This window comes from Neisseria weixii, assembly GCF_002327085.1.
GTDB classification, from domain to species: Bacteria; Pseudomonadota; Gammaproteobacteria; order Burkholderiales; family Neisseriaceae; genus Neisseria; species Neisseria weixii.
The window spans coordinates 1743444-1765538 of the sequence record NZ_CP023429.1 but is presented as its reverse complement, the minus strand read 5'-3'; the positions used below and the strand labels follow the sequence as shown (position 1 = coordinate 1765538).

At 45.8% G+C, this 22095-nt stretch carries 16 protein-coding genes, 1 tRNA gene and 4 pseudogenes; 15 read left to right on the top strand and 6 right to left on the bottom strand.

The genetic code is table 11. The annotated features are described in order from the left end of the window. Window positions 1-41 precede the first annotated feature (41 nt). Window positions 42-1811, top strand: a complete 1770-nt coding sequence (locus tag CGZ65_RS09000) for a DUF927 domain-containing protein (protein ID WP_332457914.1) — start codon at window positions 42-44, stop codon at window positions 1809-1811. 897 nt (window positions 1812-2708) lie between these two features. Further along, window positions 2709-3071: a hypothetical protein gene (locus CGZ65_RS08995; protein ID WP_096295581.1), complete on the top strand. Its 363-nt coding sequence runs from the start codon at window positions 2709-2711 to the stop codon at window positions 3069-3071. A gap of 92 nt (window positions 3072-3163) precedes the next feature. Here CGZ65_RS08995 and CGZ65_RS08990 read toward each other — a convergent pair whose 3' ends face one another. Then, complete coding sequence (locus CGZ65_RS08990; RefSeq protein WP_096295580.1) at window positions 3164-4084, bottom strand: formate dehydrogenase accessory protein FdhE; 921 nt, start codon at window positions 4082-4084, stop codon at window positions 3164-3166. Between the two features lie 82 nt (window positions 4085-4166). Continuing rightward, window positions 4167-4963 (bottom strand): annotated as a pseudogene (gene fdhD / locus CGZ65_RS14200) (formate dehydrogenase accessory sulfurtransferase FdhD). A gap of 116 nt (window positions 4964-5079) precedes the next feature. On the opposite strand from fdhD, the gene CGZ65_RS08980 reads away from it, so the two are divergent. Next, entirely contained in the window at window positions 5080-6570 is a 1491-nt protein-coding gene (locus tag CGZ65_RS08980; RefSeq protein WP_096296152.1) for a subtype B tannase, read from the top strand. Between the two features lie 92 nt (window positions 6571-6662). Here the strand turns inward: CGZ65_RS08980 and CGZ65_RS08975 are convergent. The 3 genes from CGZ65_RS08975 to CGZ65_RS08965 all read right to left on the bottom strand — a co-directional run bounded on the left by CGZ65_RS08975 (window position 6663) and on the right by CGZ65_RS08965 (window position 7971). Then, window positions 6663-6738: transfer RNA gene (locus CGZ65_RS08975), tRNA-Asn, on the bottom strand. A gap of 191 nt (window positions 6739-6929) precedes the next feature. After that, complete coding sequence (locus CGZ65_RS08970; protein ID WP_096295579.1) at window positions 6930-7430, bottom strand: lipoprotein; 501 nt, start codon at window positions 7428-7430, stop codon at window positions 6930-6932. A gap of 193 nt (window positions 7431-7623) precedes the next feature. After that, on the bottom strand, window positions 7624-7971 hold the full coding sequence (locus CGZ65_RS08965) for a TonB family protein (RefSeq protein ID WP_096295578.1): 348 nt from the start codon (window positions 7969-7971) through the stop codon (window positions 7624-7626). A gap of 720 nt (window positions 7972-8691) precedes the next feature. Between CGZ65_RS08965 and dapF the strand changes: the two genes are divergently transcribed. The 4 genes from dapF to CGZ65_RS08945 all read left to right on the top strand — a co-directional run bounded on the left by dapF (window position 8692) and on the right by CGZ65_RS08945 (window position 11841). Further along, the gene (gene dapF / locus CGZ65_RS08960; RefSeq protein ID WP_096295577.1) at window positions 8692-9540 is read left to right on the top strand and encodes a diaminopimelate epimerase; all 849 of its coding nucleotides are present in this window, start codon (window positions 8692-8694) and stop codon (window positions 9538-9540) included. Window position 9541: 1 nt separating this feature from the next. Further along, on the top strand, window positions 9542-10144 hold the full coding sequence (locus CGZ65_RS08955; protein ID WP_096295576.1) for a hypothetical protein: 603 nt from the start codon (window positions 9542-9544) through the stop codon (window positions 10142-10144). A 95-nt stretch (window positions 10145-10239) separates the two neighbouring features. Continuing rightward, on the top strand, window positions 10240-11172 hold the full coding sequence (gene cysK / locus CGZ65_RS08950; RefSeq protein ID WP_096295575.1) for a cysteine synthase A: 933 nt from the start codon (window positions 10240-10242) through the stop codon (window positions 11170-11172). Between the two features lie 171 nt (window positions 11173-11343). Beyond that, window positions 11344-11841, top strand: a complete 498-nt coding sequence (locus CGZ65_RS08945) for a lipoprotein (protein ID WP_095502149.1) — start codon at window positions 11344-11346, stop codon at window positions 11839-11841. Window positions 11842-11895: 54 nt separating this feature from the next. Here the strand turns inward: CGZ65_RS08945 and CGZ65_RS08940 are convergent, their stop codons facing one another. After that, window positions 11896-12237 carry a YkvA family protein gene (locus CGZ65_RS08940; RefSeq protein ID WP_096295574.1) on the bottom strand — a complete coding sequence of 114 codons (342 nt, stop codon included), beginning with the start codon at window positions 12235-12237 and terminating at the stop codon, window positions 11896-11898. Window positions 12238-12797: 560 nt separating this feature from the next. On the opposite strand from CGZ65_RS08940, the gene sdhC reads away from it, so the two are divergent. The 8 genes and pseudogenes from sdhC (at window position 12798) to odhB (ending at window position 22066) form a co-directional block, all read left to right on the top strand. Next, window positions 12798-13175 (top strand): succinate dehydrogenase, cytochrome b556 subunit, encoded by a 378-nt coding sequence (gene sdhC, locus CGZ65_RS08935; RefSeq protein ID WP_096295573.1) that lies wholly within the window; start codon window positions 12798-12800, stop codon window positions 13173-13175. Beyond that, window positions 13169-13510, top strand: a complete 342-nt coding sequence (gene sdhD / locus CGZ65_RS08930; RefSeq protein ID WP_096295572.1) for a succinate dehydrogenase, hydrophobic membrane anchor protein — start codon at window positions 13169-13171, stop codon at window positions 13508-13510. Before sdhC ends, sdhD begins: the two co-directional genes overlap by 7 nt. A 2-nt stretch (window positions 13511-13512) precedes the next feature. Next, window positions 13513-15275: pseudogene (sdhA, locus tag CGZ65_RS08925) on the top strand (succinate dehydrogenase flavoprotein subunit). Between the two features lie 133 nt (window positions 15276-15408). After that, window positions 15409-16116: a succinate dehydrogenase iron-sulfur subunit gene (locus CGZ65_RS08920; RefSeq protein WP_095502133.1), complete on the top strand. Its 708-nt coding sequence runs from the start codon at window positions 15409-15411 to the stop codon at window positions 16114-16116. Window position 16117: 1 nt separating this feature from the next. Further along, the gene (locus CGZ65_RS08915; protein ID WP_096295571.1) at window positions 16118-16363 is read left to right on the top strand and encodes an FAD assembly factor SdhE; all 246 of its coding nucleotides are present in this window, start codon (window positions 16118-16120) and stop codon (window positions 16361-16363) included. Between the two features lie 119 nt (window positions 16364-16482). Further along, window positions 16483-17764: pseudogene (gene gltA, locus CGZ65_RS08910) on the top strand (citrate synthase). Between the two features lie 204 nt (window positions 17765-17968). Further along, window positions 17969-20796 (top strand): annotated as a pseudogene (locus CGZ65_RS08905) (2-oxoglutarate dehydrogenase E1 component). A 91-nt stretch (window positions 20797-20887) separates the two neighbouring features. Beyond that, entirely contained in the window at window positions 20888-22066 is a 1179-nt protein-coding gene (gene odhB, locus CGZ65_RS08900; protein ID WP_096295570.1) for a 2-oxoglutarate dehydrogenase complex dihydrolipoyllysine-residue succinyltransferase, read from the top strand. The last annotated feature ends 29 nt before the right edge of the window (window positions 22067-22095 follow it).

Below are 22095 nucleotides of genomic sequence, written 5' to 3'. Positions count from 1 at the left end.
GGCCTTTGCACACGGAAAAAGCATTTAACGGAGATTGAATAATGACAGACACCGCAGAGAAAGACAAGCAGACCGGCAGAAAACCCGATTTTATTAAACTGTTCGAGGGCGTGGACAGCATGAACGGCGAAAGCTATCAATTGAAACCCCGCTACGAAGTAAGCAGTAATGGCGTACAGTACATCGGCATTACCCACGATAAAGACGGTAATTCCCGCGAGCAGCCGCCGTTATTGCTGGCCGATCCGATTGAGCTAATCGGGCGGGGCATAGACGAACAGGGCAGCCATTACCGCATTATCGAATGGCGCGACCGCCTGACCCGCCAAACCAAGCAGGCGGCTATACCGCAGGCCGATATAGGCAGCAATGCAGGCTGGCGGCAATTACAGCAATACGGCATTACCATCTTAAGCGGGCGCGTGAAGCGTGAACGTTTGGCCGATTATCTGCAAAACCACGGCAGCAACCGGCCATATACCATTACCGACCGCGCAGGCTGGCATGGCGGCGTTTATCTGTTACCCAATGGCGAAGCAATCCACCACGGCAAGGAAGCCCCGCGCATTATCTACAATGGCGACACCAGCCAAGCAGCAGCCTACACACCGGCGGGAACGCTGGAAGCATGGCAGCAGCAGATAGCCCGTTATGCAGCCGGTAACAGCCGCCTATGCCTTGCCCTTGGCACCGCCTTAGCCGCGCCGCTGTTGTCGTTATTGGGCGAAGAATCGGGCGGTTTTCATCTGTATGGCGATTCATCGGACGGCAAGACCACCGCCGCGCGTGTTGCCTTGAGCGTATGGAGCAGGCCGTCTGAAAGTATCATGACATGGCAGGGAACGGCCTTAGCGTTTAACAACACCGCCGCCGCCCGCAATGACGGCTTGCTGGTGTTGGACGAAATCAGCCAAGCCGCCCCCAAAGTAATCGGCAATACCGTGTATAGCCTGATGAACGGTGTAAACAAAGCACAGGGCGCAAAAGACGGCGGCAATCGGGCTTTGACCCGCTGGCGTGTGTTGATGCTTTCCACCGGCGAAAAAACACCGAGCAGCATTCTGAAAGCAGATAACGACTGGAACGCAGGGCAGGCAACCCGCTTGCCCAATATCCGAGCCGCCGCACAATACGGCATTTATGACACGCTGCACGGCTTTACCGATGGCGCGTTATTGTCGGAGCATTTGCAGGAAGCAGCAGAGCAGCACCACGGCCACGCAGGACGCGCATTTATCCGCCTGACAGACCAAACCGCACCCGCCGCCGTCAAAGAGCGCATCGCCGCATTTACGGCAACGTTGCCCGAGCTTTCAGGCCAAGCCCGCCGCTTTGCCCGCCGCTTTGCATTGGTTGCCGCCGCCCTGGAGATGGCCGCCCCTGTTACCGGCTTGCCCGCCGGTGTGGGCATGGCCGGTGTGAAACAATGCTTTGACGAATGGTTAGCAACCAACGGAACAGGCAAGTATGAAGATGAAAAAATCAAAGAGCAGACAAGCGACTTTATGCAGCGGTTCGGGCAGAGCGTGAGATTTACCGATTGGAACAGCACCATAGGCGGCAGCACCGACCGCAACCACGCAGGCTGGATTAAGCGGGGCGGGCAGAAAGAAGCTGACGAGTATTGGATTATTCCCGCCGTGTTTATTGACGAAATATGCGGCAGCTTTGACCGGAATAAGGTTTGCCGCGTGTTATATGATGCAAACTGGTTAAAGCGCAACGAAAAAGAAAACCGCTTTACCTACAAAAAGCGTGGGTATGGGGCGCATTATGTACTGATCGGCATTGAGCCGCCCGAGCCGAAATAACACCGGCCAAGCAAAGGCCGTCTGAAAATTCAGGCGGCTTTTTTGTGTTTCTAGGGTATTTGGGGCAGGGAAACAGGCTGACCGGCTGAAAATGTTCCCGCTGTTCCCGCTGGTGTATTTTCGATATTTATTGTTTTAAATCATTGGGATAGATAGTAAATAGGGCGGTTTTGGCGGAAAGTGTTCCCGCTGGCCAAAAAGGGAGCGGGAACATTTTGTTACCAAAAATCAATTATTTAAGTCAAATGTTCCCGCGTTCCCGCTGTTCCCGCTGTTTTTTAGCACCTATATACGCTTATTTTTAATTTGGGGTGGATGGGGCTGTTTCAGCCGATAGGTTAGGCCGTCTGAAAAATGATGCAGGCGGCCTAAATCTGATTTGCGCCGGTAAGCAAAAAACAGGGCGAAAAATGGGTGACTTGTGCAAATTTACGGTATTTTTACGGTATTTTTAAATATTGAATAAATTTAGTTATTTAAAATCATATATTTGAATTAAAAATCAGGGTCTCTCCGTCGCAATCTAACGCATTCCGTCACTATGGTTTAAGTAAAAACCGCTTTTAATTATAAAGCGGTTTTGTTGCATCTGAGGCTTTGTTTTTATCATCTATGTGCTAGTATGATTTATTGCTTTAGTTACGCACAATAATTAATATCAGATTATCTTAAATAAACTAATGTTTTTTTACGCTATCATTTTAACTATTTCTTTTTCTTATAAAAAATAAGTAAAGAAAATGGTGTTTTGCTACTTGTGTCTGTTTTTTTAAAGGATAAATAGGGTATTTTTAACCAAACCGGTTTGCTATCTCAAATTAGTTTTGCTAATATGAAATTGTAGTCTGGTGAAATGAATTTATTAATATTAATAATTTAATACGATAGGAGATGGATATGAAAGTAGCTCATTTATTAGCAGTTTTGCCGGTTGCGGCGATTTTGGCTGCGTGTAACTCGGTGCATCCGCAACAGGTTGAGGCGGAGCATGATTTTGTGTGTGACAATGGTGCAAAAATCCGTGTTTCCGGTACGACTAAAGGCGGTGCGGATCGTGTGAAAGTGACTGCTCTGAACGTGGCGGGCAATCCGAGTGCGGTATTGCAAAAAGCGCCTGCAGGCCAAGGTGAGCGTTTCCAAAATAATGCCGGTTTCTTTGGCAATGCGACAGAATTGCGCATTGTAGACGGTGTTACAACCCTGACCTACGATGATAAAAACAATAAATTCCAAACCAAGTGTGAACCGGTACCGCGTTAACGTTAAGAAGTGATTGGCTTGGATGTGAATATAAAAGCCGTCTGAAAATTTATTTTCAGACGGCTTTTTGTATTAATAACAGAATGACGGAATTAATCTAACAATAAAAAAGGATTGCCGCCGGCGCGGTCGAAACCTGCTTCGCCGACCACAATGTCCAAGCCCAGTGAGGCCAAGTCATCGGCTACAGGGTCGGCATATTGCTGTTTGTCGAGCCGGTAAAGTTTGCGGTAGCTGTGGCAGGATTTACAGCTTTCGGCATGCGCACCTTGATATACCGGCGCCAATTCCGGGGTGCTTTTTTCATCGATGTGCTGAATGCGCATATTGCCTGCATCGCCGCAAGTCGGGCATTTGGCGCGCAGTACGTTCCAGCGGCTGTTGCACAAGGGACAATGCATGTAGCGCAAACCGTTTAAATCGCCTTTGATCAACACCACGCTGCCGACCGGTTCGGTGCCGCAGCAAGGGCAGATGGTGCGGTCTTCGGTTGGGCGGACATGGTCTTCGGTCAGTTGCAATGTCCATGCTGTCCAAATTACTTGCAGCGCGGCTTGCGCCCAGATTTCGGCCGATCGGTCTTGGTCTTCGGTGGTTTGGGTCAATACGCGCTTGGCCAAGGCTTCGGCTTGTGCTTGGCTCAAGGCTTTCAACTTGCTCACTTCGATGGCGGCGGTGGCGGTGATTTTGCCGTTCACTTCTTTCAGAATGTCGCCAAAGACTTCAAAAAATTCAGACGGCACATTGCCACTCAAGGCTGCCGGCAAAACGGTTGCGCTTTCTCCCAATTGGTTTAGGGTTAAATCATGGCGCGCCATCACAGTTTGTTGCGCTTCGCAAACGGTGGCAAGCAGTGACAGGTAAAGATTCCATTTGCTTTTGTCTGCCTGCGCCAATTCCTTGAAACGCACCGCACGTTCGGTAAAAATTTCTTTTTCCGGTGCCAGCCAGAAAGGAGTGTGGAACAAGCCTTTTTGGATTTCTTCAACTGGCTTGATGGTGGTGGTTTTCATGTATTTTCCTTGTGGTGTGTTTCAGACGGCCTATTCATCAACAGTCGGTCTGAAAAAATATGTGTCAAGCGGATTTGAATATTTATTTCACAATATATTGCGGATGGGTATAAACGGTAAACTTATGCGGGCGGGCGAAACCGATTAAGGTCATACGGGCTTGTTCGGCCAAGCGCACTGCCAGCGCGGTTGGGCGGATACGGCGACGATGCTGCCTATGCCTATGGCGGCGGCTTTGGCGACCATTTCGTAACTGGCGCGGCTGGAAATCAGCGCGAAGCCGTGCTGCCAATCGTAAGCTTGTTGCGTGCCGTGGCCGATTAGTTTATCTAAGGCATTATGTCTGCCGACATCTTCAAACGTGGCTGAAATACGGCCGTTTTGCACCCAAGCAACGCCGTGCACGGAGCCTACGGATTGCCGTAAGGGTTGATGGTTATCGAAATCGGCTAAGACCGTCTGAATGTCGGTGATGGTCAAGGCTTGACCGCGTGGTACTTGCGGCAATTGCGGTTTGACCGCGGCTAAGCTGTCAATGCCGCACAAACCGCAGCCGGTGCGGCCGGTCATGTTGCGGCGGCGTTCTTTTAAAACTTGAAAACGTGCGGAAGCGATGTCGAGATGAACTTCAATGCCGTCGCAGGCTTCGTTGACTTCGATGTCGTACAGTTCGGAAGCTGTGGTCAAAATGCCTTCGCTCAAGCTGAATCCTAAGGCCAAGGTTTCCAAATTTTGCGGCGTGGCCATCAAGACCACATGGGTAATGCCGTTATAGACCAGGGCAACGGCGGTTTCTTCGGCCAGCACGTCTTGTTCTTTATGCAGGCCGTGTGTATCGGCACGATATACGGTGTAGCTTTGCAAGGGGAGGGAAGTCATGAGTGAGGTCGTCTGAAAAGCACTATTATAGCGCGGTTTTTTCTGCTTCTTAACCCGAATAAACCAAAGTTGGGCGCATAATTGAAATCGTTCATTGAATGATTAAGGTTATCAGCATGAATGCAGTAAATAAAACATTATTGACGGTTGCCGTGGCCATAGGCTTGGGTGCTTGTGCGGCCGTATCAGGTAAGGTGAACCATGACTTGGATTTTTCCAAACAGCCATACACCGAGCAAAGCATGGTGGTAAATGGCGAAACGATTAGATTCCGTGCTTATGAGGGCATTGTGTACGTCAAAAATCTGATCGATGCCGAGTATGAAGTGATGAATATTTATGTGCCGGAGCAATATTATCAAAATGGCAGCATTGACGGCTTTACAGCAGAGACAGCACCGATTTTCTTTCCCAATCAAATTGGTGGCTATATGCCTGCCAAACCGGCGAAGCCTGAATTGAAAAGCCCGTACGGGTCAATAGCTGAAAATGCGGTGCAATCACCGAATGCGGCAGCGGTGGCCTTATCGAAAGGCTATGTGGTGGCTTTGGCAGGTGCGCGCGGCCGAACTTCTGCCAACGGTAAAGCTCCGGCAGCAATTGTCGATTTAAAAGCGGCAGTACGTTACTTGAAAGCCAATGATAAAGTGATGCCGGGAAATGCTGAAAAAATTATTTCCAACGGCACCAGTGCGGGTGGTGCGCTTTCTTCATTATTGGGCGCAAGCGGCAACCATCCGGATTATGAAGCGCATCTGAAAGCCTTGGGCGCAGCGAATGCGCGCGATGATATTTTTGCCGTTTCCGCATATTGTCCGGTTACCGATTTGGAACACGCCGACATGGCTTATGAATGGCAGTTCAACGGTGTCAACGATTACAAAAAAATGAGCGTAACCATGCTCGATTACAACGTCAAGCGCGAATTGGTGCCGGGCACGCTCACCGAAGCGCAAAAAAACTTGTCGGATAGACTCAAACCCATGTACCCCGCCTACATCAACAGCTTGAACCTGAAAGATGCGAAAGGCCGTGCATTGACTTTGGATCAACATGGCAACGGCAGCTTTAAAGATTTCGTGACCGTATTTTTGGCGCAATCGGCACAGAAACAATTAGATGCCGGCAAAGAAGTGGAAGCCGCTTGGTTGGCGGTGAGCAACGGTAAGGTAACGGCGGTTGATTTTGTCCAATATGCAAAAACCGCAGGCCGTCAGAAAACGCCGCCTGCATTTGACGGCGTGGATTTATCGACCGGTGAAAACCAATTGTTCGGCAATGCCGATACCGACAAACAGCATTTCACCGCATTTGCCATGACCAACAGCACCGTAAAAGGCGCAACCATGGCTGCCGCAAAAGACATTAAAATGATGAATCCGTTGAATTATGTGGGCGACGCCAACGCGAAAATGCCGAAAAACTGGCGCATCCGCGTCGGTACCAATGACCGCGACACTTCATTAGCGGTGTCTGCCGTATTGGCGGCCAAGCTGCAAAACAATGGCGCAAAAGTTGATTATGCTTTGCCTTGGGGAGTGCCGCACAGTGGAGATTATGATTTAGACGAATTATTTGCGTGGATGAAGCAAGTAAGTACGCAATAAAAATCAATGCCGTCTGAACCTTTTCAGACGGCATTGATTTTTAGAAAACACAAAAGAATAAAAGCCTGAACATATGTTCAAGCTTTTTAATTTGGCTCCCCGACCTGGGCTCGAACCAGGGACCTGCGGATTAACAGTCCGTCGCTCTACCGACTGAGCTATCGGGAATGGAGCGTATTATAGCGTCTGCAAAAAATGTGTCAACCGATAAAAGGTAATAAACTCGTAGCAATATTACAAATAATTGAAAGCTAAGAAAATTTATTTTATCTGTAGCATTCGATGGCAAGGTTATGTTATTAAGCGGTCTGAAAGCTAGGCGTCATCATGATTTGCGTAAGCTGTGTATTTTGCAGTAATCAGTATTTTGCGCTAACCAATTTGCCGTTTTGGAAAACTTGCTGCTGCATAACGTTGCCGTTGTAAGCATAAGTCGTCAGCGAGCCATTGGCCGGTGTCGCGCGAAATTGCATTAATTGGTCACGGTTGATGGTGTAAGGGTCGGTGCGCTTGATGCTGTTGTCGCTGTAAAAATCTTGCACCACATATTCGTTATTGCGCTTGCTTAACAATTGACGGTAAAAACCGCCTTTCACCGCATTATTAGAAGCATTGCCGTGTGTGTCAAAATAAGTCACGATTTGTTCGTCAATGATATTCACGCCACTGTTTTTGCTTTGGTCGGTGTTGGAACCGATTTTGGTTTGATCCAAGCGAACAGGGATATTCAAAGAAGTGCCCAAGCCGACATGGCTGCCCAATCGGGTACCTACGCCCAAGCCCACAGACATGCCGGGTGTGCCTACCGAGCAGGCGCTTAAGGCGGCAATGGCGAGTGCGGCTGACAGAATTTTTTTCATTGTTTTCCTTTGGAAATTTCTTCATTAAAACTGACGGTTATGAGTATACCGTTTCTTTTGCTGATTTTCGTTATGCTAGGTAAAAATCAAAAATTAGCAGATGTTTTGTTGGTTTTTGGAAACGAAAACGCCAACAAGCGCTTTCTTGGGAAAGTGCTTGTTGGCGCTCGGGTAAACAAGGAGATGTAATAGTTTATTTCAAGCTGGCTTGTTGAATATTTTTGCCTTCTGAAAATTTGATTTCTTTCACAACACTGAATTCTTGAGCAATGCCGTTGATCAATACAGGTGACATGGTCTGCGCTTCCATCCATTGAACAGCGCTGTTGTCGATGCTGCTTGAGCCGCTGCTGCGAACCACGCGTACATTATGAACATCGCCGTCTGCACCAATAGTCAATCGCATGGCTACCTTGCCGGTAATCGGTGTAGTGGCTTCAGAGACTTTTTGATAGAAAGCAACATTGCTTGCCATGACGGTTTGTGAACCGGCTAAAAGGGTGAAAGCAACTAAAGCGGTTAAAGTTTGGCGGATGTTCATGATATTGTCCTTATGAGTTAAACGTTTGTCGTAATTTTGTTAATGTGTAATTTTTTAATTTATAAAAATTTTGTTTTGTCGGAACATATTGTTGTGTTCCGTGTTTCGATGTATGCATTTTGCAATGTTTGTGGATAAATGACAAGCGATAAATGAGCAAAAATTTCGATAAGCGGTTTATTTTTTAGTAGTTATTATTCTAATTGTTGACATTTTAATTTTGAAATTTATTTTATATTCAAGCGGCTTTAAAAAAATATGACAAATTAATTATTTAAAAATCATATATTTGTTTTGGATAAAACGTTAAGGGGTGAAAGATGCTGATGCTTTAAAATTTAAAAATACCGTTTATTTCCTTAAAAATACCGTTTGTCGTATTTTTGCACCGATTGTTAGGAGTGTTGTTTTTCGTGCACAATATTGGGGTTGTGATGAAATATTTTTAGATGATTCTTACAAAATGTAATCAAGATGCTGTGTTATTTCGCTTCAATGTTGTCATAGCTAGAAGTGGTAGGACGTAAAAATTGAGCTGAACTAAGGTAGAATGTGTTCCGATGGTATTTTGAACCAAAATAATTTTAGTATTTAGCAGTTGAAATAGTTTAATTTGACGAGCATGACGCTTTATATATTTATATTTATATTTAAGTCATATAGTAAGTCTGTCTGCTGGCTGAATAATACCTTCAGGCAGATAACGGTTAGGAAGTAATGATGAAAACTTTAAAATTTACAAAAATGCACGGCTTAGGCAATGATTTTATGGTGGTTAACGGCATTGAGCAGCAGTTTGATCCAAAAGAAGCGCCTTTGGCGCAATGGTCTGACCGTTTTCGCGGAGTGGGTTTTGACCAGCTTTTGGTGGTGGAAAAGCCATCATCCGAAGCGGTGGATTTTCGTTACCGAATCTTTAATGCAGATGGCAGAGAAGTAGAGCAATGCGGTAACGGTGCGCGTTGTTTCGTGCGGTTTGTCGTGGATAAAGGCTTAACCGACAAGCAGGAAATATTGGTAGAAACCGCCGGTGGTGTGATTGTGCCGAAATTACTGGATAACGGTTTGATCACAGTAAATATGGGCAAACCGAAATTTATGCCGTCTGAAATTCCGTTTGTACCGGTGAGCAATGAAGCAGATGATGCTTTAACGCATATTGTGTTGGTGGGTCTGGAATCGATTTCGGTGAGCTGCGTCAATATGGGTAATCCGCACGCAATCATTGTGGTTGAGGACACGCAGAATGCACCGGTCGAGCGTTGGGGCGAAGCCATCGAATCGCACAATCAATTTCCGGAACGCGTGAATGTTGGTTTTATGCAGATTGTAGATCGACAATCGATTCGGTTGCGTGTTTATGAGCGTGGTGCGGGCGAAACGCAGGCATGCGGTACAGGTGCTTGCGCGGCAGTTGTGGCCGGTGTGCAGTTAGGTTTACTGGATAGCGGTGTGCCTGTTAAAGTGAGATTGCCCGGTGGGGAATTGTTTATCAGTTGGCAGAATGGTGATGATGTGATGATGACCGGCCCTGCTGAGACGGTGTTTGAAGGCGAGTTGCAATATTAAGATGGTTTTTCATTTTGATTTATGGGCGGCCGTGATTTATGCCGTATTTTTCTTGGGGCTGATTTTCAAAGCTGAGAAATTCCAATGGTTTTGGGCGGCAGTAATCACATGGCTGGCTGTGGGCTTTTTAGGTGCCGAATTGATACCGGGTGCTTGGGGCATCACCCATATCGGGCCTTTGTTTATTCCGCATTTTTATTTAACGGTAGGCAGTATTTTTTTCTTTTTAAATCATTGGCTAAAAACGCCCGACGGCCAATTTTGGCAGGCTGATGAAGCGCATCCCTTGTTAAGCTTGTTTGCAGTCAGTAATGCGTTGATGACTTCGGTGTTTATTTTGCTGGCAGGTATGGTTTGGTATCATTATCCAGAAGGCACTTCTGTTTTTTCCATGCCGGCATTGTTGGTTTTTTATGCTCTGGAACCAAGCTATTGGTTTGTATTGCAATTGGTTTTAATGGCAGTATTTTATGTGCACCGCGCTAAAATTATGAATCAATCGGCCAGCTTATTCAGCAGCCGGCAATTGCAAAGCGGTTTTTTGATGTTGTTGATTGTTCAGGTGGCGGTAATTTTATCCATCATCATGGTAGGGCGTTTTTAAACAAAAAGTTATAAAGTAAGAAATATTAAATATTGGTTTTTCAGACGGCCTCAGATTAACATGCAGGCTGTATTATCTTTATTCAGGAGCAGAACATGAAAATTGCAAACAGCATTACCGAACTAATCGGCAATACCCCGTTGGTGAAATTAAACCGTTTGACCGAAGGTTTAAAAGCCGACGTTGCTGTGAAGTTGGAATTCTTCAACCCGGGCAGCAGCGTAAAAGACCGTATTGCAGAAGCGATGATTGAGCAGGCGGAAAAGGCCGGTAAAATCAACAAAAATACCGTGATTGTTGAAGCAACCAGCGGTAATACCGGTATCGGTTTGGCAATGGTATGTGCTGCCCGCGGCTATAAACTGGCCATCACTATGCCGGAGAGCATGAGTAAAGAGCGCAAAATGTTGTTGCGTGCATTTGGTGCCGAATTGATTTTGACACCGGCTGCAGAAGGCATGGGTGGCGCGATTGCCAAAGCACAATCTTTGGTTGACGAAAATCCAAGCACTTACTTCATGCCGCGTCAATTTGACAATGAGGCCAATCCGCAAATCCACCGTGAAACCACTGCCGAAGAAGTTTGGCGTGATACCGATGGTAAAGTAGATATTTTTGTGGCTGGTGTCGGTACTGGCGGCACAGTAACGGGTGTGGGAGAAGTATTGAAACAACACAAACCCGATGTCAAAATTGTTGCGGTAGAGCCGGAGGCATCGCCGGTATTGAGCGGTGGTGAGAAAGGTCCACACCCGATTCAAGGTATTGGCGCCGGTTTCGTACCGAGTGTATTGAATACTTCTATTTACGATGAAATCATCCAGGCGCCAAATGAAGCTGCATTCGAGACTGCTCGTGCGATGGCGGAAAAAGAGGGTATCTTGGTGGGTATTTCTTCCGGTGCAGCCGTTTGGAGTGCATTGCAATTGGCGAAGCGCCCTGAAAACGAAGGCAAATTGATTGTGGTATTGATTCCTTCTTATGGCGAGCGTTATCTTTCTACGCCATTATTTGCCGATTTGGCATAATATTGGTTTTTGGCATAATATTGGTTATTGAAGAGGCCGTTTCAGACGGCCTTTTTTGTTGTGTTTCATTTTCCACATGATGACGACTTATTCGAAATATGTTGTAATTGAGCAAACTTGATCATGTATCAGTGCGACCATCATTTGGACTATTCGACGAATCTGATTATAATGACCCACATGAAAAAATATATCCCCCTCTTATTTACATTGGCGGCACTTGCCGGTTGTCAATCTATCTACGTGCCAACCTTAAAAGAAGTGCCGGTGCGTCCGACTAATGTCCAAGTAACTGAGAAGCCGGCTGCCGGTTTCCGTTTGGCTTCTAGCCACTGGTCAGATGTTTCCAAAATCCGTGACGAAGCGACACGCTTGAGTTATCAGGTCAGCCAAGGAAAGATGACTAAGGTTCAAGCTGCCCAATACTTAAACCGCTATCGTATTCAATTGGTGGGTCGCAACTCTGTTGACGACAGCATGTATGAAGTTTATCTGCGTTCTGCCGTGGATAGCCAACGTGGTGAAATCACTACTCAACAATCCAAGTTGTATATCCAAAACGCTTTGCGCGGTTGGCAGCAACGTTGGAAGAGCATGAACAGCAAACCAAGTAATCCGGCATTTACCAATTTCCTGATGGAAGTGATGAATATGTCTCCGTTGCAATAATGTGATTTAAAATAAAAAGGCCGTCTGAATTTCAGACGGCCTTTTTTTTGCTGTTTATTTTTTACCTAAAATCTTAGCGGTGGCAATGCGGGCTTGTTCACGAATATCTTCGGTCAGATAGGCTTTCATTTGGCTGTAAACCAATGTGATTACGGCAATATCATCGGTGAATCCCAAGGGTCCCAATAAATCGGGAATGGCATCAATTGGGCTGAAAAAATACACTAATGCACCTACGATAATCATTTTTGCCTGTTTGGGCGTGTGCGGTGATTTCCACAAAAAATACAATGCATAAAGCTGGCGGACTACCGGTGCGCCCAATCTGCCCGCAAAGCGCCCAAGCTTGCGTAGAAAGCCGGGTTCATTGAGTTTTTTGCGTCTGAATTTTGGAATATAGTTTTCAGGGAAGCTGAGTTTGAATCGTTCATAGCATTCATAGAAAAGCCCTTTTAATCGTTGTCATGATATGTGTTGCTTGGCCATTCTTCTTGTTTGATTTGATGAAAAACATTGGAACGGGAAATTATAAGAAGTATAAGAGATTGGATGATTAAGATACGTCAACTCAATGCAGTTTTATGATAAGCAGCAAAATAATGAAATGCTAAAGCAGGATTAAATGATTACCGTACTTAATTAATATCAAAATAATGTCGATTGATCATGAGCGAATGGGAGTTTTACAAGCGCAGCCAGGTGAATAAATTCAGATAAGTTGAATGTTTTTTTGCGGGATAGCAGTTTAGGTTGATATTATCAATTATCAGGCGAAAGGAGTAGTCAAAAAGAAATACGATAAAATTATTTTGTCTCATTTTTGTAAAAATTTATTAGATTGTTTACAAATTGGGCTGTTCAAATGGCGATAAACCATGTAAATTATAGCAAGTGTAATTCATTGTAGTTTTGCGCTACCCGATTTTGAGAAGAAAATAAATTCAGAGGAACAGACCATGTCCGCCAAACCACGTCCTGTCTTTCTAGAAATCCCTAATATCCGCTTACCGATACCGGGGATTGTTTCTATTTTGCACCGTATTAGCGGTGTTGTTTTGTTTATTGCTCTGCCGGTATTGCTTTACTTACTGTCAGGCACATTAAGCCAACAGTCAGATTTTGAAGCCTATCGTGCCTTTGTTTCCAATCCGCTGGTGAAGTTGGCGTTGATTGGCTTGTTGTGGGCGTATCTGCATCACAGCTTGGCCGGCATCCGCTTCCTGTTGTTGGACGCGCATAAAGGTTTGGAATTGAACACAGCCCGCAATACGGCGAAACTGGTGTTTGTTGCTGCTTTGGTATTGACTGTAGTGATTGGAGCCTTGTTATGGTAGATCGTAAATTAACCGGTGCCCACTACGGTTTGAGAGATTGGGCGATGCAGCGTGCAACTGCTGTCATCATGCTGATTTATACTGTTGTGCTGATTGCATTCTTATTGGCATTGCCAAAAGAATATGCCGCATGGCAGGCATTTTTTGACCAAACTTGGGTGAAATTGTTTACTCAGGTGAGCTTTATTGCTTTGTTCCTGCATGCATGGGTTGGTATTCGTGACTTGTGGATGGACTATATTAAATCGTTTGGTCTGCGTTTATTTTTGCAAGTAGCTACTATTGTTTGGTTGGTTGGCTGCTTGGTATATTCAGTTAAAGTTATTTGGGGGTAAGTATGAGTTTTCCTGTTCGCAAGTTTGATGCCGTGATTGTTGGCGGCGGTGGTGCAGGTCTGCGTGCTGCCCTGCAATTGTCTAAATCCGGTCTGAATTGTGCCGTATTGTCTAAAGTGTTTCCGACCCGTTCGCATACTGTTGCTGCACAAGGCGGTATTTCTGCTTCCTTGGGTAACGTACAGGAAGATCGTTGGGATTGGCATATGTACGACACCGTAAAAGGCTCTGACTGGTTGGGCGACCAAGATGCGATTGAATTTATGTGTCGTGCGGCACCTGAAGCGGTTATCGAGCTGGAACACATGGGTATGCCTTTTGACCGTGTGGAAAGCGGCAAAATTTACCAACGTCCGTTTGGTGGTCATACGGCTGAACATGGTAAGCGTGCGGTAGAGCGTGCCTGTGCGGTTGCCGACCGCACCGGTCATGCCATGCTGCATACTTTGTATCAGCAAAACGTTCGCGCCAATACCCAATTCTTTGTAGAGTGGACGGCATTAGACCTGATTCGTGATGAAGAAGGTGATGTGGTTGGTGTGACTGCTATGGAAATGGAAACTGGTGATGTGTACATTTTCCACGCTAAAGCGGTAATGTTTGCTACCGGTGGGGGGGGCGTATTTACGCATCTTCGACCAATGCCTACATGAATACCGGTGACGGTTTGGGTATTTGCGCCCGTGCAGGTATTCCATTGGAAGACATGGAATTCTGGCAATTCCATCCGACCGGTGTGGCAGGTGCCGGCGTATTGATTACCGAAGGTGTGCGTGGTGAGGGTGGCATTTTGCTGAACGCTAACGGCGAACGTTTCATGGAACGTTATGCGCCAACCGTTAAAGACCTGGCGTCTCGTGACGTGGTTTCCCGCGCCATGGCGATGGAGATTTATGAAGGTCGTGGCTGTGGTAAAAACAAAGACCATGTATTGCTGAAAATCGACCACATCGGTGCCGAAAAGATTATGGAAAAACTGCCGGGTATTCGTGAGATTTCTATCCAGTTTGCCGGTATCGACCCAATTAAAGACCCGATTCCTGTTGTGCCGACAACCCACTATATGATGGGTGGTATTCCGACTAACTATCATGGTGAAGTGATTGTGCCTAAGGGCGACGAATATGAGTCAGTGGTAAAAGGCTTGTATGCTGCCGGTGAGTGTGCGTGTGCTTCTGTTCACGGCGCCAACCGTTTGGGTACCAATTCATTGCTTGACTTGGTAGTGTTTGGTAAAGCAGCGGGCGATAGCATGATCGATTTCATTAGAGCGCAAGAAGGTTGGAAAGCTTTGCCGGAAAATGCCGGTCAGTTGACTGCGCAACGCTTGGATCGTTTGGATAACCAAACTGATGGTGAAAATGTTGATGAATTGCGTCGTGATTTGCAGCGTTCTGTTCAACTTCACGCAGGTGTATTCCGTACCGATGAAATTTTGAGCAAAGGCGTAAAAGAAATTATGGAAATCGCCGAGCGTGTGAAACGCACCGAAATCAAAGACAAGAGCAAAGTGTGGAATACTGCGCGCATTGAGGCTTTAGAATTGGATAACCTGATTGAAGTAGCGAAAGCAACTTTGGTATCTGCTGAGGCGCGTAAAGAGTCACGTGGAGCACATGCTTCAGATGACCACCCTGAGCGCGATGATGAAAACTGGATGAAACATACCCTGTATCATTCATTGAGCAACACCTTGAGTTATAAACCGGTACACACCAAGCCGCTGACCGTTGATTATATCGAACCGGCCAAACGCGTTTACTAATGTATCCAGATTTCAGGCGGCGTATTAGCGTATTAAAGGCTGCCTGAAAATATCAGAAAAATAGACCCTACACCGACGGTTTGAAATTCTATAATCATTCATCAAGCCGCTCGTGAGAAAAGGAACACTTCTCATGGAAAAAGTAAGTTTTGAAGTTTACCGCTACAACCCTGATGTTGATGCAAAACCTTATATGCAGAAATACGAGTTGGAGATCGAACCAACCGACGTGAAATTATTGGATGCATTGGTTAAGCTGAAAGCTCAAGACGATACCTTGTCGTTCCGTCGCTCCTGCCGCGAAGGTATTTGCGGTTCAGACGGCATGAACATCAACGGTAAAAACGGCTTAGCTTGTTTGACTGACATTCGTAGCCTGAAGCAGCCGATTAAAATCCGTCCATTGCCGGGCTTACCGGTTATCCGCGATTTGATCGTGGATATGACTCAATTCTTTAAACAATATCATTCTATTAAACCTTATGTGGTAAACGATACGCCGATTGATTCGGATAAAGAGCGTTTGCAAACTCAAGAAGATCGTAAAGAACTGGATGGTTTGTATGAGTGTATCTTGTGTGCATGTTGTTCGACTGCATGCCCTTCATTCTGGTGGAATCCTGATAAATTCGTAGGCCCGTCTGGTTTGTTAAATGCTTACCGTTTTATTGCTGATAGTCGCGATACCATTACCAACGAGCGTTTGGATGATTTGAACGATCCGTATCGTTTGTTCCGCTGCCATACCATTATGAACTGTGTTGATGTTTGCCCGAAACACTTGAATCCTACTCGTGCAATCGGTAAGATTAAAGAAATTATGTTGAAACGAGCAGTCTAAAATGGTATTTGATGATACTGCAAAACGAAAAATCCGTTTTCAAACCCGTCGAGGGCTATTAGAGCTTGATTTGGTTCTTGGCCGGTTTATAGAAAGAGAATTTGAGCAATTAAATGATGAGGAATTATCCGCGTTTGTTGAAATTCTTGAGTTTCAAGATCAAGACTTGTTAGCTTTGGTTAACGGTTATACGAAAACTGAAAAAACTCATCTTATTCCATTGCTTGATAGAATCAGACAGGCATAAAATAAAATATTGATACAGTGTTTTTCAATATATTGTGAAATAGTTTATAGTTCGTCTGAAAATAAGACCGTGCTGTAAAGCAAAACGCATAAAAGCCTCATTTTACAAAGGAGCAGAGAATGTCTAAAACAGTAAAACTCAACACCCCAAACCAAGAGGCATTGGAATTGCCGGTATTGGAAGCATCATTAGGAAATGATGTCATCGATATCCGCGCATTAACCAAACACACTGGTTTGTTCTCTTTTGACCCTGGTTTTGTGTCCACTGCAAGCTGTGAATCTAAGATTACCTATATCGATGGTGAAGAAGGTTTGCTTTACTACCGCGGTTATCCAATTGAGCAATTGGCAGAAAAATCCGATTATTTGGAAGTTTGCTACTTGTTGATTTATGGCGAATTACCGAATGCAGAACAGAAAAAAGAATTTACCAATATCGTAAGCCACCACACTATGGTGCACGAACAGTTGACTTGGTTCTTCCGCGGCTTCCGTCGCGATGCGCATCCAATGGCAATGATGGTGGGGTAGTTGGCGCCTTGTCTGCTTTCTACCAAGACAGCTTGGATATTACCGATCAGAAACACCGTGAAATTGCCATTTATCGTTTGATTTCCAAAATTCCGACGATTGCGGCAATGTGTTACCGCTACTCAAATGGCTTGCCGTTTAACTATCCGAAAAATAATCTGACTTATGCAGAAAACTTCCTGCATATGATGTTTGCCACGCCATGTGAAGAATATAAGCCAAATCCTGTTTTGGCCCGCGCCTTAGACCGTATCTTCATTCTGCATGCGGATCACGAGCAAAATGCATCTACTTCAACTGTACGCTTGGCCGGCTCTTCCGGCGCCAATCCTTTTGCATGTATTGCAGCGGGTATTGCCTGTTTATGGGGGCATCGCATGGAGGTGCCAACGAAGCTGTTTTGAATATGTTGGATGAAATCGGCGACGTTTCTAATGTAGAAGCCTACATGGAAGGCGTGAAGCAACGTAAATACCGCTTGATGGGTTTTGGTCACCGCGTTTACCGCAACATGGATCCACGCGCCAACATCATGCGTGAAACCTGCTATGAAGTTTTGAAAGAATTGGGTTTGGAAGACAGTCCTAAATTCAAACTGGCCATGGAATTGGAACAAATTGCATTAAAGGATCCATTCTTTATTGAACGCAAACTTTATCCAAACGTTGATTTCTATTCGGGTATCGTATTGTCTGCCTTGGGTATTCCAACAGAGATGTTTACCGTTATCTTTGCCTTGGCGCGCAGTGTAGGTTGGATTTCTCATTGGCATGAGATGATTGGTGATCCGGCACTGAAAATCGGCCGCCCGCGTCAATTGTACACCGGTGAAGGCCGTCGTGATTTCGTGCCGGTTGATGAACGTTAATTAGTTTTTTAATCGATTGTCAATTTACATTTTTAAAGACTAAAAAGTCTGTTAGATTAGTTTTATTGATTTAAGACAAAATATTTACAGGCAATTAGTTCGGAATAGGGTAGAATAAAGTGTCATCTTCAGACGGCCTGAAATCCGTTAAAGTAGCACAAAGTTCTACCCTTTATTTATATCTTAAAGAAAAGAGCGCACGCCATGATGGAAGAAAAACTTAATTTCTCTTATCTGTTTGGTTCGAATGCCCCTTATATTGAGGAGTTATACGAAGCTTTCTTGGTTGACCCAAACTCAGTAGAAGATAAGTGGAAGCAATACTTTACTGACTTAACCAAGTTACCGGGGGCAACTGATGTAGACGTTGCCCATGCACCGATTCGTGAATCATTTGCCAATTTGGCTAAGACAAAATCAACGGCTGCTATTGCAGGTAACGTTGATGAAGCGATGTTGAAAAACAGGTTGGCGTGTTGCGTATGATTTCTGCTTACCGCATCCAAGGCGTTGGTGCGGCGCAATTGGATCCGTTAAAACGGATGCCGCCTAAATATTTAGAAGCATTGGATCCTAAATTCCATGGTCTGACAGATGCCGATATTGCTGTGAAATTCAGTATGGGGGAAGGCGATTTCGACGGCCAAGAAAAAATGGCCTTATCTGAAATCGTTAAGAATTTGAAGCAAACTTATTGCGGCCATTTGGCGGTGGAATATATGTATATTCCGGAAACCGAAGAGCGCCGCTGGATTCGCAATTACTTTGAAAGCGTGCTGTCTACTCCACGATATACTAAAGAACAAAAACGATACTTATTGAAACAATTAACTGCTGCGGAAACCTTAGAGCGTTACCTGCATACCAAATACGTCGGTCAAAAACGTTTCGGTGTTGAAGGTGGCGAAAGTGTTATCGCCGGCTTGAATTACTTAATTCAAAATGCCGGTAAAGATGGCGTAGAAGAAGTCATCATCGGTATGGCACACCGTGGCCGTCTGAACGTGTTGGTAAACACTTTAGGCAAAAAACCGGGCGACTTGTTTGCCGAGTTTGAAGGTCGTGCCGAAATAAAGCACCCAAGCGGTGACGTGAAATACCATATGGGTTTCAGCTCTGATATCGCAACACCAAATGGTCCTATGCATGTTTCATTGGCTTTTAATCCGTCGCACTTGGAAATCGTGAACCCGATGGTAGAAGGTTCTGCTCGTGCAAAGCAAGAGCGCTTGGGTAAGAACGGCCGAGAAAAAGTATTGCCGGTTTTGATTCATGGTGACTCTGCATTTATCGGTTTGGGTGTTAACCAAGCGACGTTCAACTTATCGCAAACCCGTGGTTATACTACCGGCGGTACGGTTCATATCGTCATCAATAACCAAATCGGCTTTACCACTTCCGATACGCGCGATACCCGTTCAACAGTATATTGTACCGATGTGGCAAAAATGGTTTCTGCGCCGGTTATCCATGTTAACGGAGATGATCCGGAACGTGTATGCTTTGCTATCCAAGCAGCTTTGGATTACCGCAAAACCTTCAAAAAAGACATCGTTATCGATGTAGTATGTTATCGCAAATGGGGTCACAACGAGGGCGATGACCCGACTTTGACCCAACCGATGATGTACAAAAAAGTTGCCCAACATCCGGGCACTCGCGCCATGTATGTTGAGAAATTGATTGCTGAAAATGTGATTACTCAAGCCGAAGCAGATGCTTTGGTTCAGGCTTATCGTGATGCCTTGGATAAAGGGGAACATGTCGAACAAACCACATTAAGCAATTTCCAACGCACCAGCATTGATTGGAGCAAATACCAAGGCCAAGACTGGCGTGAAGATGTCGATACCAGCTTGCCTGCTGCCGATATCCAACGTTTGGCTGATAAGTTCACCAATATTCCGGATAACTACACCCTGCATGCCACTGCTAAACGTGTAAATGAAGCCCGTAAAGCCATGGCTGCCGGTAAGCAGCCGATTGACTGGGGTATGGCTGAAACCATTGCCTATGCCAACTTGGTGACCAAAGGTGCGGGCGTACGTATTTCCGGTGAAGACTCAGGTCGCGGCACCTTCTCACACCGTCATGCAGTCATTCACGATCAAAAACGTGAAAAATGGGACGATGGTGCCTATGTGCCATTACGTAATATGGGCGAAGGCGCAGCCGATTTTTTAGTTATCGACTCGATCTTGAACGAAGAAGCAGTAATGGCCTATGAATACGGCTTTGCCTGCTCGGCGCCGGATAAACTGACCATTTGGGAAGCTCAATTCGGTGACTTTTCCAACGGTGCACAAGTAGTGATTGATCAATTCTTGTCATCAGGCGAAACCAAATGGGGGCGCTTATGTGGTCTGACCACTATTCTGCCTCACGGCTATGATGGCCAAGGTCCTGAGCATTCGTCAGCCCGTTTAGAACGTTGGTTGCAATTGTGTGCCGAGCACAACATGCAGATCGTGATGCCGTCTGAAGCGTCGCAAATGTTTCACTTGTTGCAACGTCAGGTCTTGGGCTCTTACCGTAAACCTTTGGTAATCTTTATGTCGAAACGCCTGTTGCGTTTCAAAGATGCCATGAGCCCATTGTCTGATTTCACCGAAGGTTCGCGCTTCCGTCCGGTGATTGAAGACAAAGCAGAACGCAACAGCGATGACAGCGTAAAACGTGTGATTCTGTGTGCCGGTCAGGTTTACTATGATTTGGCTTCAGGCCGGGCCGAGCGCAAGCTGGAAGACGATTTGGCCATTATACGTGTAGAACAGCTATATCCGTTCCCGGATAATGAGGTGAAAGCGGAACTAGCAAAATATCCGAATGCCAAACAAGTGGTTTGGGCGCAAGAAGAACCGCAAAATCAAGGTGCTTTCTATCAAATCCGCCACCGTTTGGAGGCAGTTATCGCCGAAGATCAAAAACTGTCTTATGCCGGCCGCCCAAGCAGTGCATCGCCTGCAGTGGGTTACATGAGCAAACATGTTGCCCAACTGAAGCAATTAGTTGGAGACGCATTGAATGGCTAATTGAAGAGAGAAACGCCTACGGCCTGACTCGGGCCGTAGGAATAAGAACACATCACAAGGCCGTCTGAAAGGCGGTAAACCGGAGACTAAAATGATTATTGAAGTAAAAGTGCCAATGTTGTCTGAAAGCGTATCGGAAGGTACCTTGTTGGAATGGAAAAAGAAAGTTGGTGAAGCAGTTGCCCGCGATGAAATTCTGATTGAAATCGAAACCGACAAAGTGGTTTTGGAAGTGCCTTCTCCACAAGCCGGTGTATTGGCTGAAATCATTGTTGGCGATGGTGAAACCGTTGAAGCTGACCAAGTGCTGGCGCGCATCGATACTGAGGCTGCCGCGCAACCTGCTACTGAAGTTGCACCGCAAGCCGAAGCTGCTGAATCCAAACCAGAACCTGCTGTACAGGCCGGTGCCCCTGCTATGCCAGCCGCTGCTAAATTGGCTGCTGAAAAAGGCGTAGATGTGAATTCGGTTCAAGGTTCAGGCCGTGACGGTCGTGTCTTGAAAGAAGACGTTCAAAATGCTGTTGCTAAACCTGCCGCCACTGCCAGCGCGCCAGTTCCTGCCGGTGCACGTCCAGCGCAACGCGTTCCAATGAGCCGCTTGCGTGCACGTGTGGCAGAGCGTCTGTTGGCTTCTCAACAAGAAAATGCCATATTGACCACTTTCAACGAAGTGAACATGAAGCCAATCATGGACTTGCGCGCAAAATACAAAGACAAATTCGAGAAAGAACACGGCACTAAATTGGGCTTTATGTCTTTCTTTGTTAAAGCTGCTGTCGCTGCGCTGAAGAAATATCCGATTGTGAATGCTTCTGTTGATGGTAACGACATCGTTTATCATGGTTTCTTCGACATCGGTATTGCCATCGGCAGCCCACGCGGTTTGGTCGTGCCAATCTTGCGCGATGCAGATCAAATGAGCATTGCCGACATTGAAAAAGCCATCGTAGATTACGCAGTTAAAGCCAAAGATGGCAAAATCTCTTTGGACGATTTGACCGGCGGCACCTTCAGCATCACCAACGGCGGTACTTTTGGTTCGATGATGTCTACTCCAATCATCAACCCGCCACAATCTGCCATCTTAGGCATGCATGCCACTAAAGAGCGTGCCATGGTGGAAAACGGTCAAGTCGTGGTCCGTCCTATGATGTATTTGGCGCTGTCTTACGACCACCGTATCATTGATGGTCGCGAAGCGGTATTGACCTTGGTGGCCATTAAAGATGCCTTGGAAGATCCAGCTCGTTTGTTGTTAGATCTGTAATATATTCAGACGGTCTTAAAGGCCGTCTG